Source organism: Sorangiineae bacterium MSr11954, from assembly GCA_037157815.1.
In the GTDB taxonomy this organism is placed as follows: domain Bacteria; phylum Myxococcota_A; class Polyangia; order Polyangiales; family Polyangiaceae; genus Pendulispora; species Pendulispora albinea.
In genome coordinates this window covers 7,357,266-7,371,277 of record CP089984.1, presented here as the reverse complement: position 1 = coordinate 7,371,277, position 14,012 = coordinate 7,357,266, and the positions used below count along the sequence as shown (strand labels likewise).

Genomic DNA, 14,012 nt, shown 5'->3' with positions numbered 1-14,012 from the left:
CGAACGTCCCCGACGATGGAACGCGGGTCGTGACCGCAAGCTCCGACAGGACGGCGCGCCACCGGGGCTCGTTCCCGGGACATATCGGCCCCGCTCCGTGCATGTACCACTGTACCACGAGCGTACCGCCATTGTACCGGTGTACCGCCCGAAGGGCGTGCTGCCGGCGCGGCAGCATACAGGATTGCACGATTTATCTGCACGTAGAATCGGCGGGATTCGAGTATGCCATTGGTACCGGATATGCACTTACAGCGTCGGGCGTCGCTTGCCACGACGAAGAATTCGCAGATGGTGGAGCGCATCGATGGGGTAGGGGCAAAGCGATATGAGAGCCCTTCCGCTCCCGTTGGAAAGGGAAGAGAGCCAAGATTGATGTCGCACGTCACGCTTTCACGGGATCGAACTTTCGGCCATTTCACGAGCCTTGCTGGGTCGACCGGCAATAGAGACATAAAATGAAGATAAATTTTGCCGCAATCGTAGCGATTCTCATCGGCCTGTCTTCGCTTACCTCGATGGCAAGCAATTCGTCGAGCTCGACGGCTGGCAGGACCGCAGATAGAAAGCAGTGCGATATCCAGTTGAAAAATGATAGCAAGACATGCAATGGCCGCAAAACCAACGAGGCGAAAGGCAAGTGTTGGGCCTCCGCAAACGAAAGAAACGCATACTGTATGAAAACCGGTGAGGTTGGAAAGCCCTCCCTTCGCTGACTGAAATGTCGGTCAGCATTGCGGTCGCATCGACGAGCATCAGATGTATGTCCGGCCCCGACTACGTTCTTCTCGAAGCCGCCTGGCTTGCCTTACGGGAGCCGCGCCTTGAACTCCCGAAGCTGTCCGCTAGCCCGCATTCGTTCAATCGTCTGGTGTGTGGCGTGAAGAACAGTGAGTAGATCGCGATATTGCTCCTCGCCGAGCATGAGCAATTCACCCCCGCGGCGGCTCGTTGGATCATGCATATGCAGCCGGAGCGCTACCGTGCCACTTTCGGAAACCTCGAGCGTGACAATCATCTGACTGTTTCCCCAAGCGCTGCCGACATGGCCGATCCTCAATTCAATCTTGTTCTGCTCGATAGGCATGAAATTCCTTTCCCTTTTTTGTTACTGATGCCGGTGAATCATTGATCCAATTGCCCTTGGGCCTGGAGATGCGGCAAAGCGGCAAAGTGGATGCGATCTCCATGCGCACGTTCAGCGCGGCTCCGGTGGTGGTAGCACGCCGAGCATGCCGTTGCTCCTTTGGTCCTCGGTGTGGGTCACCGGCCCGTCGAATGTGCCTCCAAAGACCACCGCGCCACGCTTGGTCCAATCGAAGGTCGTGATTTCCGTGTGGCGCGGCCCTCGGAAGGTGATGCGCGCGGTCTCTTTCCCTTCGGCATCGACGGCGTAGACGAGAGCTTGGCCGAACTCCATCCAACTGTTGGTGTCGACCTGCAGAAAGTCGTTGGTGCCCGCAAATGTCAATCCGCCTTTTGCGTCGACCCTGCAGGTATGTGCATAGTCCTGGCGCAGAAGATCGGCGGCGCGGGCTTGCACGGCGCCGCCCTCGATGTTGCCGTGGAGCCATCCGAGATCGTGCTCCTCGGTCTGATTCGGTATGTGAAGCTTGTTCTTGATGCGCACCGAGCCGCAGAGGGTCACCTCGTCGCCGCGCAGGGCCATGCCCACGACGTCGAGGTAATCGATGTCCGCACGATCGCCATAGTCGAAGGTGCGCCCCGTGTCCTTTCGGCCATCCGCCGTGATGCGCCGGACCATGGTTTGGAAGTACGACGGCCCCTTGTACGGAGGTATGTCCTCGCGTCCGAAATGGCGCTTGTAAGCCTCCAACAACGGCGCGCTCACGGGAAAGGCGATCCCGATGCGCCCTGCTTCATCGACGGTGAGCACCTCGGGAAAGAAGACGGTCACCGTCGAAGGGCTCTCCGGCATCACCTGACGCGACCAGCGCACCTCGAGATCCGCCCCCAGAGCATACACCTTCGTTCCGTACGTCCACGCGCCGACGAGGACCTCCTCGCCGCGCGCTGCAAGCCGGACATGCCCCTGCGCCCACTTGACAAAGTCGATGCGCACGATGTCATCGGCCGGGGCAGGCCGCGATTCGACCTTGTCGATGACGGGCGAGCCGTCGGGCTGGGTCGCGAGGAAATACGTCAGGAGCTCGTGCTCGCTGGGGCGATCGCGAAGGGGCGCCTCACGCAGGGTGCGCAGATCGGCGCCAAGACGGCGGAGCCATACCTCTTTTTCGTTCTTGCTGGCGCTGGGGCGCAGCTCGATCAACGTGAGCTCCCCGCTCGGGTGCACCACCAGATCCAATCCGGCCCTGTCCGGCGGCCCGGCCATCGATCCCAGCATGCGCCCGTCGGGATCGACCATCTCGACGACCTCCACCCCGGGAAGCTCGCCCTTTTCCGCGCGCGAGCCGCGCAGGGCCACGATGTTGCCGCTCGGGGTCACCACCACGCGCGGGACATGCTCCGCAAACGCATCCCCCACGCGCCGGAGCCGGACCCCGGGGTGCCATGGCTCGTCGGCGAAGGTGTGGGTGTCTTGCTGCGGTGTGGGGGTGGGCGTGGGCGCGGGCGCATTGGAATCGCTGCAAGCCATGGCAGAGAGCACGGCAGCGGCGGCTAAAGAATGCTTCAAACGCATCGCGACTCCTCCCATCGCGGTCGGGCCAAAGGCAAAGGTCTCGTTCCTCTCGTAGATGGATTCGGCCGATGCGCGCCTTCCGTTTCGTTGAAATCGACCCAACTTGCGCGAGCTTGGCGACACCGCATCCGTTCAGCAACCGCTTTCGCATGTCGCGGACGGGATCGGCATGGCGATGCGCATCGGGCATGGGGCGTGTGGCGCGAAAGGGCGCGAGTCTTTTGCTCGCACCTGCGATATGAATCGCGGAATCGGCAATAGGCTATGGGCGGCCCGTTGCGCATTCTCGGGAGAACCGTTGTGGTGATGTTTGGATAACAGCGGAATTGAGCCAGATGCCGCCAGGGCGGACTGCCGCCTCCGAAATTTCGATGTCATTCGAGCATGAGCGTAATGCGTCGCCTCCGAACGCGATAGCGGTGTTCGGTAGAGTTGATAGGATGTGCACGACGGTTTCATGACGCTCGACACAATGGGCCCACTTCGACTTTGCATGCGACAGAGGTACCGCGAATGCCGATCTTATTGCACGAGTCGCCGAATGAAAAGGCATTGGCGCGCATCGGTACCATCGTTGGAAATAAATACCAAATCGCGAGACTGCTCGGGATCGGAGGGATGGCCGTCGTGTACGCTGGGGTACATCGCAACGGCCACCGGGTTGCGATCAAGTTCCTAATCGATCACCGGCTACGAGACGCCGATGCTTGCCGCCTTTTCCGGCGCGAGCCCTACATCGCCAATCGCGTAGGGCACCCGGGCGCGGTCCCCGTCTTGGACGATGATCTCGATGAGAACGAATGCCCGTTTTTGGTCATGCCGCTGCTCGAGGGAGAGACACTTCGCGCCCGCTGGGAGCGTGCCAACAAAAGAATGCCCCTCGTCGAAGTTGCCATTCTGATGCTCGACGTGCTCGACGTGCTCGCGCGTGCGCACGACAAAGGGATCGTGCACCGGGACATCAAGCCGGACAATCTCTTCCTCACCACGAAAGGCGAGGTCCGCGTGCTCGACTTCGGGATCGCACGCGATCGTGCACCCGACGGTGATGTCACGATGACAGGTCGTGCGCTCGGCACACCGGCATTCATGGCGCCCGAGCAGGCACTCGGGGATCGAGACGCCCTGGGTCCGCACAGCGATTGTTGGGCCGTGGGGGCGACGATCTTTACCCTCCTTTCGGGCCGCTTCGTTCACGAGGCGGAGAGCTCGCGGGCGCAGCTCGCGGCCGCGGCGACGCGGCGCGCGCGTTCCATTGCTGCCCTGTTGAGCGACGTACCTCGGCCCCTGGTGCACTTCGTCGATAAGGCGCTCGCATTTTCATCTTCCGAGCGATGGAGTACCGGGCAGGAGATGCGCGATGCGCTGATCGCAGCGCTGGAGCAGACCTGGAGCGAGCCCGTAGCACAAATCGTCGCTCGGACGCGCGCGCAGCTTGCCGCGGAGCTTTCGGTCCGAAGGAACGATGAGAGCGAGACGCTGTTGCCCGAGAGCGAAGCCTCTCACGATCCGACGTCGGAGCCATTGCGTGCCACGACAGCCACGACGTCTCGTGGATTCGTTTGGGTCATGAGCTTTATCGTCCTGGCCGCGCTCGCGTTTGGGGCGGTCGCAGCGTCCAACCGATACCACGAGCCGATGGCCAAACAACGGGTCGAAACGGGGACTGTTCCCTCCGTGCGAGCAGCGAGCGACGTGTCCGATTCGAACGATTCCAAAGCGCTGGCGTACCTCGATTCGGGCCTTCGAAGCTGGCGCGACGCATCGCCCGGGTCGGCCAAGAAGTATTTCGAGCGTGCGATCGAGCTCGACCCGAATTTGGCACCTGCGCACCTGTACGCTTCGATGCTCCCCCGAAGGATACGCATTTTACGGGTCGACGATGAGATGCGGGCGCACCATCAGGCGGCCTCGGTGCAGCGCGCCCGGCTTTCTCCTCGCGACCGCGCGCTCCTCGAGGCTCAGGAGCCTCTGATGGCGATTCCGCCCGATGCGCATGCAGCCGAGATGCGCCTCCTCGGGGTGCGCGAGCTATTTCCGTCCGATTGGATCGTGCTGTCGTTGCTCGGGCAAACCCAACTGGCCAAAAATGCTTTTGTCGAGGCGGCCGAGACCTTCGACATTCTTCTACGAAATGACCCGTCCAGCGCAATGGGGTGGCTCGGTCGAGCATTCGTGTTCGGGAGCCTGGGCGACACGGATCGGCTGCGCGATTCGCTCGATGAATGTCTTCGGATGTCGGCCTTCGCAGAAGACTGTTGGATCACGCGTATGTACCTCGACATGGATGAAGGGCGGTGCGCGGAGTCCGAGCAGCGCGCGCGGACCATCCTCGCCATGCCCGGCATTGGGTGGGAAACGTCCGTCGCGAGCTCGCTCGCCAGCTCGATCTACGGTCGCGGAGGTTCGACGGAGAGCGTCCGTGCGGCGCTCGCGCAGTTCTCGCAACCACCGGCGCAATCCTCGAGCGAGCCCGCTCTTCCGTTGTGGGGGGAAGCTGACCTCTACACGCTCACGGGCGAGTTTTCCAAGCTCCGACATATTGTCGATGTCTGGGCTCGATCTGCCGTTCACGAAAAGTTCGAGAGCATGCACATGCGCCCCTTTGTCCTTCGATTCGAAATGGCGACCGAGCTCGGAGAGCGCGAGGTCGCAAAGCGCCTGATGACGAAATACCTCCTCGAGCGCGATGCTTGGCTCACGCGGAACCCGTACATCGACTTAGATATACTCGTGCTCTCGGCCGGATACCGCGCCGGCGGCCTCTCCGATGCAGAGTTCGAGGCTCGACGACGCGCGTGGCTCACGGCGGATACTTCGAATACCCGAGGTCGCTCCGTACGTCGATGGCTCGACGCTTATGCCCGTGTCGTGATGACCCAGCAAGATGCGGCAGAAGCGCTGCGGGTACTTCCGCACTATTTGCCGATCGCAAGCCCGTTCAATCGAAGTGCTGCCGACGACGCAGCCATCGGTCACGTGTATCTGCTGGCGGATGATCTCGAGCACGCCATACCTCTCCTGCAACGAGCGGTAAACTCATGTTGGGCACTTGGGGTTCCCTTCGATCATACGTGGGCCAATCTGCACCTCGGGTTGGCGCTCGAGAAGAAGGGCGATCTGCCCGGTGCCTGTGCCGCGTACAACGTCGTCTTGAAGCGATGGGGGCATGAACCTCGCAGCCTGTCGGCGAAGACTGCACGGGCGAGGCACGCCGCGCTTCGGTGCTCTTCGGGGACGGTCGACGACCTCGTGTCATCGACGTTCACCTCACGACCGAACCGATGACCCACGAGGGCTATCCGGGCACTTCGAAGGGCGACATGATGTTCGGGGGCGGCGAGCACGTTTCGAAGGGACGCCGCTCGCGGGGCCATGATCCCGTACGAAGCCGGCGCGATGCGTGGGATTCAACGCAGGTGTGCAAGAGCTTCAAGGGATGTGCGCGGTCCCCGAACGGCGCGCGGCGGCGATTGTCCGTCGGGGCGCGAGACTCGGAACGGGAATGCTCACGATCGACGCGCCGGCACCGCCCCGCGCGATAAACTTCATCGTAAGAGCCTTGTCTCCGATGCGCGCGCGACAAATAGTACGATCCAACATGCGCATTCGAGGCCCGCTCCCCTTCGTGCTCGTTTCAATCGGCGCGTCCGCCGCTTGTGGTGGTCCGCCGGCCGCGGATGCACCCAAACCTGCGGCCTCGCAGGTTGCAGTCCGCTCGGCGCCTCCGCCTTCCCCTGCACATGATAACGCGCCGCATCCCGTCTCGTTCGATGAGTTGGACGCGCGGGTGCAGAGGATGCCCGAGATCAACGCGATGGTCTCGATCCGCAGATCGTACCGCGCTTCGTTCTCGCCGGATGGCAAGACGCTCGCGTTCATCTCCGATCGAAGCGGGGTTCCGCAGGTCTGGACAGTCGGGGCCGATGGAAGCGCGCTCAAGGCAGTTACCACGTTCGAGGATCCGGTGCGCGTCGTCCTATGGTCGCCCGATGGGGCATGGCTGGCGGCGCTGGTTGCACCGGGCGGTGGCATGAACCGGCAGATTTGGTTCATGCACCCGGACGGCAGCGGCGCCAAGCGGATCACCGCGGGCGGCAAGGACAACAACTTCATCGGCGTCTTCTCCCACGACGGCAAAAAGCTCGGCTACTCCGCCAACACGCGCGATCCGGCCAGCGCCGATCCGTACCTCTATGACATCGCCAGCGGTACCTCGACCCGGGTCGCCGAGGTTCAGGGCTTCGGTTTCGTGCAAGACATCTCCCGCGATGGCAAACAGGTGCTGCTCTTCCATTCGCGCACCCGCGGCGACGCCGATTTTTTGGTGCATGACATCGCCGCCGGCACCGACATCCTCCTCACGCCGCACCAGGGACCTGCCTATCTCGACGCCGGCGCCTTCAGCGCCGACGGAAAATATGTGTATTTTGCAGGTGACTTGCGCCGCGATCGGGTGGCCCTCTTCCGCGCGGCGCTCCGCGGGAAGGGCGCCGGTGCGCCCGAGCTCCTGGCCGCGCGCGACGACGCGGATCTCTTCGACGTGATCTTCGACGAGCGCTTCACCACGGGGGTGCTCAGTTGGAACGCGTCCGGCCGCAGCGAGTTGGCATGGTACGATCCCAAGCGAAACCTCGCGACGGGGATCGCGGAGCCGCCGGCGGAGATCCTGTACGGCGCGGGCCTCTCGCGCGACGGCAAACGCCTCACCCTCACCGGCGAGGGCGCCGTGCAGCCGACCAATGTCTTCGTCGCCGATCTTCCCCCTCCGGCAGGCGCTCGCAAGGCCCGGGTGCATTTCGTCCCCATCACCGACAGCCCGCACGAAGGGGTGGAGCTCTCCAAGTTGGTGCGCCCCGAGTTGGTCCGGTATTCGGCGAAGGATGGCCTGCCGCTCACCGGCTGGCTCTATCGCCCCGCGGGCGCGAGCGGGCCGGGACCGATCGTGCTCTCGTTCCACGGGGGACCCGAGGGGCAGGAGCGGCCGTACTTCAGCGCCACCTACCAGGCGCTGCTCGCCCACGGGATCGCGGTGCTCGCGCCCAATGTGCGGGGGTCGAGCGGCTTCGGCAAGCGCTTCGTGAACCTCGACAATGGCGCCCTCCGCAAAGGGGGGCCATCGAGGACATCGCCGCCACCCTCGACTGGGCGGTGCAGAGCGGGGTCGCGGATCCCAAGCGGGTGGGCATCTACGGCGGCTCGTACGGTGGGTATATGGTGATGGCCGGCCTCACCAACTACCCGGAGCGCTTTGCGGCGGGCGCAGATCTCTACGGGATCGTCGACTTCGAGACCTTCTTCGCCCACGCCGAGCCGTGGATGAGCGCCCTCTCTCGGGTCGAATATGGCGATCCCGATACCCAGCGCGATATGCTGCGCGAGCTCTCGCCCATCCATAAAATCGATCGCGTGAAGGCGGCGACCCTGGTCCTCCACGGTGCCAATGATACCAATGTCCCGGTGGTGGAGGCCGAGCAGGTGGTGAGCGCCTTGAAATCGCGCGGGGTGCCGCTCGAGTACGTGCTCTTTCCCGACGAAGGCCACGGCTTCGTGAAAAGCAAGAACCGCCTTCGGGAGATGGCGGCGGTGGTGAGCTGGTTTCAGAAATACCTGCAGCCGTAGGCCGCTCGCGCGTGCCGCGCTTCGGGAGCGGTATCGACTCCGTTTTTCACGCGATGGGCCGAGCCATCGGCCGCCCCGGCGGACCGAGCTGAGCCTTGAAAGCACCGAGGTTTCATGGTATCTCGGGTTATTTATGAGCTACTCCGTTCACATCGTAGGTCGCGAGACGCAGGCCAAGTACGAGGCTGCAAAGTCACCTGCCTTCTTCGAAAATGAACATAACCTCGTTCCGTTCGATGAGCCCACCCTCGAAGAGCTCGTGAATGCCATGGAGCTTCGCGGCTTCGTGGAAGGAAAAGCGGATAAGCGCGGGAGGGTCTTTTCCCATTCGGATTGGGGCGCGGAGGCTCGGCTCACCAAGCGCGCGCTTTACCTCAGCGCTTCGGGCGACGGCATCTTCGAGATAACGATGTTCGGGTCCGAGCTCGCCAACGAGAAGCTCGCGAAGTTCGATCCCCAAGAAGCATCCTGGGAGTGAAGGCGTAAGCTGCTTCGCGCGCGCTCGGGCCGGGGGCTGTGCACCGTGGTGGCCTCCGGCGCGCGCAATGCTACGTGCATCGGCGCGGTCAAGGACGCGAACGATACGTGGTACAAGAGGAGCAACTGGGCAAAGTGGCGCGCGACCGTCGAGCGAAACTCCTCGGGCGCCTCTCCGCGCCGTATCGCGTCACCCGCTGGCGTGGTGCACATGATCGCGCCGGCGCCCGAACGAACTCGTTCTTCAGGGGGAAAGTATTGCTTCGGCGTCTTTGAAATGTCGAGCGGCTAGGGGCTGCCCCGATTGCCGCGCCGCTGGCAGCGCCCCTTTTCGAATGCGCCTGCGTGGGGCCCGAACGCGCAGTAGTCGCCGGTATCGCAGCTCGCGTCGCCAAGGCATTCGCGATGATCCGAGTCGTCTTCGGCCTCCGGCGCGGCCGCGCCCTTGCACTTCACGAGCAATTCGCCGCCGCGGGTCGGGACGGATCGCGATACGGCAAAACCCGAATTGGGATTGATGCTTGCGATTCCGCGCGACTCCTGCCCCTCGAGGCTTAACCCCAGTGCTCACCTGGGTCGATCAAGCGTCTTGCTCTTTGGCTCGAGGCATGATCTGGTCGCGGCATGGCGGAAGCGCACCCTCTTGAATTGAGAGCCAGGGTCGTCGAGGCGTACGAAGCTGGCGACGGAAGCTATGCGGTAATTGCCGCTCGATTTCGTATCGGTGAGGCGAGCGTCAAGCGGTGGGTTCGTCGAGGGCGTCGTGGCGTGCCGCTCGGCGCCGACCCGAAGCGAGGTGGAACGCCGTCCCCGATCGGCCAGGGCGACGTTGATGCGTAACCGTACGGCGAACGGCCTGAACGGGGTTCCGTTCGATCCGCGATGGTCTAACCCCAGTGCTCACCTGGGTCGATCAAGCGTCTTGCTCTTTGGCTCGAGGCATGATCTGGTCGCGGCATGGCGGAAGCGCACCCTCTTGAATTGAGAGCCAGGGTCGTCGAGGCGTACGAAGCTGGCGACGGAAGCTATGCGGTAATTGCCGCTCGATTTCGTATCGGTGAGGCGAGCGTCAAGCGGTGGGTTCGTCGAGGGCGTCGTGGCGTGCCGCTCGGCGCCGACCCGAAGCGAGGCGGAACGCCGTCCCCGATCGGCCAGGGCGACGTTGATGCGCTTGTTGCGAAGCTGCGCGATGCGACCGCTAACGAGATTACGGCGGAGTTCAATCGGCTTCGCCCGCGGGGCGCGCGAGTTCATGTGTCCAGCATGAAGCGCGCGCTGCATCGGTATGGGTACGTCATCAAAAAAAACGCCGACGGCCGTTGGAGTGTCAGCGACCCGACGTCATAGCCAAGCGCCGCTCCTTCCGACGGAGGATCCTCCGGATTCCCGTGGAAAAGCTGGTTTTTCTCGACGAATCGGGCCTAAACCTGGCCATGAGTCGGAGCCACGCCTGGGTGAAGCGAGGTCGCGAATTCATCGATCGCATTCCTATGAACTGGGGCACGAACCTCACACTTCTTGGGGCGATGCGCCTATCGGGATGGGTCGTCCTCAGCACGATGTTCAAAACGGCCAACCGTCCCCGCTTCCTGGCTTGGCTGAAACGCAAGCTGCTCCCTCGACTGTACCCCGGAGACGTCCTGGTGATGGACAACCTCCCCGCCCACCGCGACCCGCGTGTCGTAGCCGCCTGCAAGGCGCGCGGCGTTCGTGTCGTCTACTTGCCCCCATACTCGCCCGACCTCAATCCAATTGAATCCGGCTGGGCCCTCCAAAAGCAATACGTGCGACGCCACGCTCCCCGCCACCCCAAAGCGCTTCGGCTCATCGCCAGACGAGCGCGCTTTCGAGTCACCGAGACGCACGCGAGCAACTGGTTCGTTCACGCCGGTTATCGGGCTCCACTCAGGTGATCTCTGGGGTTAAGCGTCGAAAAACGTCGAGGGTGATGCGATCGCGTGTGGTTTCCAGCGATCGGGCAGGAGGTTCGAGAGATTGTCGTCGGCGGTCTTGTCGATGCGTTCGAGAACGTCCGCGATGTACTCAACGGGATTGATGGCAACGCGTGTGCACGAGACGACCAGTGAGTAGAGCAGTGCGAGTTCCTTACCGGCGTCCTCGCTGTGGACAAATAGAAAATTTTTCCGGCCAAGAGCGACGAGCCTAAGGGCATTTTCTGCCAAGTTATTGTCCAGGCGGATGCGCGGATCGCGGAGAAAACGGCCGAGCGGGCGCAGGTTGCGCCATACATAGTGCGCGGCACGACCGAGCAACGTCTTCGGTCCGTGTGCACGACGAAGTTCGCGAGAAAGCAGAAGTAATCGCACAAATAGAGGCCGTGCATAGGTGCGCCGCAGCGCGAGATGCTCGGCCGTGCCAAGAAACGCGCGATGCTCTGCCTCGTGCTCGACACCGTACATTCCGGCGATGAGGTCGAGTGCTTCCTTCGCTTCGGGCACCTCCCCGGCCTCGAAAAATTTCCGACGAACGTGAGCGAGACAGCCACATCGCTGACGGAGTCCTCGCTTCTCGAGCGGGTCATATCCACGATAATCGTCGCACAGAAATGCGCCAGGCGAATCACCGAGGACCTCGAGTGGAGCATCGCCACCACGCGTGAGCTCAAAGCGATATCCCGTGAGGCGCTTGCCAACAAAGGCCCAGATAAACGCCTTCGAGGTTTGCTTCGTCAGCGTAAACGACGTCTCGTCGACATGGACGAGGAAGTCCTTCTTGATGACGTCGAAGAGCGGGGCTCGGAGGGGCTCGAGCTTTTGCGCCGCACGCCGGAACAAGTCATTCATCGTGCTTCGTGCGATGGGCATACCGAGCCGCGCGAACGACTGCTCGAGACGATAAAGCGGCGTGACGACAAGGCACTTCGAGACGACGAGGTGCGCAACGAAGCTCGAATCGTACCGCGTCTTGTCCGACCAACGCTCCGGCGGCGGCGCGGTAATGACGCATCCACCGCATCGACACGCGACGACCTCGCGCGTGTGCACAACACGTCGGAAGTAGCCCGGGACGTACGAGTAAACCTCGGATGGCTTGCCGGTGCCGACGCTGCGAAAATTCGTGCCGCCGCAAAGATGACACTTCTTCAGCGTCTCGGGCACGGGCTCCGTCTTCTCTTCTGTGACGATGTGTTCCGCGCGAAGCAAAGCCTGCTCCGTGCGGCGCTCGGCGATCTCCGCTGGCGTCCTCGGTGGCCGCGCGATCTTGGGCATCTTGCCCATCTTCTCGGTACGCCTGGCGAAGGCGCGTTTGAGCACCTCGAGCTCGGCCTGCATGATATCCATTCGAGCTTGCGCCCGCGCACCCTCCTGTTCGAGGTACTGCGCGTACTCGCGCCAAGCGCAGGAACCGTGTTCGTCGTTGTCGGGAGGAGGGACCAATAAACAGCTTTGATCATGCACTCCGCCGAATGTCGATCCCCTTTTTCGCTTCGGCGGTCGTCTTCGCGGGTTTCCACATCGGTGTGCGTCGAACGAGACGAAGATCGACACCATCGAGCAGCATGGTGAGCGACGTCGCGTCGAGGTCGATGCATGAGGCCCCTTCAGGGATCCGCGGCAGCGTGAAGCGCCCAGATTCGAGCCTTTTGTAATAGACAACGAAGCCGCCCGCGCTGAAGAAGAGGATCTTCACGCGATCCATGCGGCGACCAAGAAACACGAAGAGGGTGCCACTGTACGGGTCGGCCTTCCACAAAGACTGCACGAGCGTCACGAGGCCATCGTGTCCGCGCCGAAGGTCGACGGGCGCACTCGCGAGGACGATCTCGATGCCGGGCCCGAGACTCAACACGCGCGCGCCGCGGCGGCCACCAGCGCCGCAAGATGCTCGGCCGTAATCGCTCCACGCATCGTGATGCGTGCCGGTCCGGCTTCGACGACAAGCTCGATATCGCGCTCCACCGTCGCAGGTCGTGTCACGACGACGGGCAGCAGGCGCGTGGGGCCTGCTGTGCGCGCGCGCCGCTCAAGCTCGGATCGCCACCAGATCAACGTCCGCTCCCTGACGCTGTGTCGGCGGGCGATCCCCGCCGCGTCGCCGCTTTGCGCCAGCTCCTTGATCCGCTCAGCCCACCAGTTCGCATCATGTCTCGCCATGCGCGCAATGAACATCAAACGCGACCGCCCCGCACGGCGTCTTTGCCCGTACGGTTACGTTGATGCGCTTGTTGCGAAGCTGCGCGATGCGACCGCTAACGAGATTACGGCGGAGTTCAATCGGCTTCGCCCGCGGGGCGCGCGAGTTCATGTGTCCAGCATGAAGCGCGCGCTGCATCGGTATGGGTACGTCATCAAAAAAAACGCCGACGGCCGTTGGAGTGTCAGCGACCCGACGTCATAGCCAAGCGCCGCTCCTTCCGACGGAGGATCCTCCGGATTCCCGTGGAAAAGCTGGTTTTTCTCGACGAATCGGGCCTAAACCTGGCCATGAGTCGGAGCCACGCCTGGGTGAAGCGAGGTCGCGAATTCATCGATCGCATTCCTATGAACTGGGGCACGAACCTCACACTTCTTGGGGCGATGCGCCTATCGGGATGGGTCGTCCTCAGCACGATGTTCAAAACGGCCAACCGTCCCCGCTTCCTGGCTTGGCTGAAACGCAAGCTGCTCCCTCGACTGTACCCCGGAGACGTCCTGGTGATGGACAACCTCCCCGCCCACCGCGACCCGCGTGTCGTAGCCGCCTGCAAGGCGCGCGGCGTTCGTGTCGTCTACTTGCCCCCATACTCGCCCGACCTCAATCCAATTGAATCCGGCTGGGCCCTCCAAAAGCAATACGTGCGACGCCACGCTCCCCGCCACCCCAAAGCGCTTCGGCTCATCGCCAGACGAGCGCGCTTTCGAGTCACCGAGACGCACGCGAGCAACTGGTTCGTTCACGCCGGTTATCGGGCTCCACTCAGGTGATCTCTGGGGTTAGGTGGTCGACGATGACGTATCCGCCCGGGCAAGCCTCTCCTGCGCGCTGGAAGCATCGCACCTTCGAGTCCTTGCACGTAATCGCCACCCAATTGCTCTCACCGTCGGGGCCGCGAAGCCGCGTCGACGTGACAGCGGGCCCGCCGCAAGCGACCAGTATGAGGGCCATGGCAAAGCCCCATCGATTCATGCTTTCCCCCTTTTCTCGTCTTCTCGCGCATCACGCTCCCAACGGGATTGAACGATGTTCGGCGCACTCTGGCACGCGGTCAAGCGCGGACCCGTGCCGCCGTGGCGCGGACACCATGGGCAAA

The 14,012-nt window shown here is 62.9% G+C and carries 13 protein-coding genes; 7 read left to right on the top strand and 6 right to left on the bottom strand.

The window, feature by feature from the left end:
- Positions 1 to 808: 808 nt before the first annotated feature.
- From LZC94_28575 to LZC94_28565, 3 genes are all read right to left on the bottom strand, one after another.
- A complete protein-coding gene (locus tag LZC94_28575; protein ID WXB11802.1) occupies positions 809 to 1,087 on the bottom strand; it encodes a hypothetical protein in 279 nt (92 codons plus the stop codon).
- Positions 1,088 to 1,198: 111 nt separating this feature from the next.
- A complete protein-coding gene (locus tag LZC94_28570) occupies positions 1,199 to 2,617 on the bottom strand; it encodes a hypothetical protein (GenBank protein ID WXB11801.1) in 1,419 nt (472 codons plus the stop codon).
- Between the two features lie 735 nt (positions 2,618 to 3,352).
- On the bottom strand, positions 3,353 to 3,859 hold the full coding sequence (locus LZC94_28565; protein ID WXB11800.1) for a hypothetical protein: 507 nt from the start codon (positions 3,857 to 3,859) through the stop codon (positions 3,353 to 3,355).
- A 372-nt stretch (positions 3,860 to 4,231) separates the two neighbouring features.
- Here LZC94_28565 and LZC94_28560 point away from each other — a divergent pair, with 372 nt between their 5' ends.
- The 6 genes from LZC94_28560 to LZC94_28535 all read left to right on the top strand — a co-directional run bounded on the left by LZC94_28560 (position 4,232) and on the right by LZC94_28535 (position 10,674).
- Positions 4,232 to 5,950: a hypothetical protein gene (locus LZC94_28560; protein ID WXB11799.1), complete on the top strand. Its 1,719-nt coding sequence runs from the start codon at positions 4,232 to 4,234 to the stop codon at positions 5,948 to 5,950.
- A 502-nt stretch (positions 5,951 to 6,452) separates the two neighbouring features.
- Complete coding sequence (locus LZC94_28555; GenBank protein ID WXB11798.1) at positions 6,453 to 7,883, top strand: hypothetical protein; 1,431 nt, start codon at positions 6,453 to 6,455, stop codon at positions 7,881 to 7,883.
- Complete coding sequence (locus LZC94_28550; GenBank protein WXB11797.1) at positions 7,814 to 8,284, top strand: prolyl oligopeptidase family serine peptidase; 471 nt, start codon at positions 7,814 to 7,816, stop codon at positions 8,282 to 8,284. The genes LZC94_28555 and LZC94_28550 overlap by 70 nt, the downstream gene beginning before the upstream one ends.
- A gap of 133 nt (positions 8,285 to 8,417) precedes the next feature.
- Positions 8,418 to 8,762, top strand: coding sequence for a hypothetical protein (locus LZC94_28545; protein ID WXB11796.1), 345 nt, complete (start codon positions 8,418 to 8,420; stop codon positions 8,760 to 8,762).
- A gap of 956 nt (positions 8,763 to 9,718) precedes the next feature.
- Positions 9,719 to 10,108, top strand: a complete 390-nt coding sequence (locus LZC94_28540) for a helix-turn-helix domain-containing protein (GenBank protein WXB11795.1) — start codon at positions 9,719 to 9,721, stop codon at positions 10,106 to 10,108.
- A 41-nt stretch (positions 10,109 to 10,149) separates the two neighbouring features.
- Positions 10,150 to 10,674 (top strand): transposase, encoded by a 525-nt coding sequence (locus LZC94_28535; GenBank protein ID WXB11794.1) that lies wholly within the window; start codon positions 10,150 to 10,152, stop codon positions 10,672 to 10,674.
- A 9-nt stretch (positions 10,675 to 10,683) separates the two neighbouring features.
- Here the strand turns inward: LZC94_28535 and LZC94_28530 are convergent, their stop codons facing one another.
- The 3 genes from LZC94_28530 to LZC94_28520 form a co-directional block, all read right to left on the bottom strand.
- Positions 10,684 to 12,054 (bottom strand): IS66 family transposase, encoded by a 1,371-nt coding sequence (locus LZC94_28530; protein ID WXB11793.1) that lies wholly within the window; start codon positions 12,052 to 12,054, stop codon positions 10,684 to 10,686.
- A gap of 118 nt (positions 12,055 to 12,172) precedes the next feature.
- Entirely contained in the window at positions 12,173 to 12,571 is a 399-nt protein-coding gene (gene tnpB / locus LZC94_28525) for an IS66 family insertion sequence element accessory protein TnpB (protein WXB11792.1), read from the bottom strand.
- Positions 12,565 to 12,894, bottom strand: a complete 330-nt coding sequence (locus LZC94_28520) for a hypothetical protein (protein ID WXB11791.1) — start codon at positions 12,892 to 12,894, stop codon at positions 12,565 to 12,567. The genes tnpB and LZC94_28520 overlap by 7 nt, the downstream gene beginning before the upstream one ends.
- Before the next feature lie 267 nt (positions 12,895 to 13,161).
- Between LZC94_28520 and LZC94_28515 the strand changes: the two genes are divergently transcribed.
- Positions 13,162 to 13,686, top strand: coding sequence for a transposase (locus LZC94_28515; GenBank protein WXB11790.1), 525 nt, complete (start codon positions 13,162 to 13,164; stop codon positions 13,684 to 13,686).
- Positions 13,687 to 14,012 lie beyond the last annotated feature (326 nt).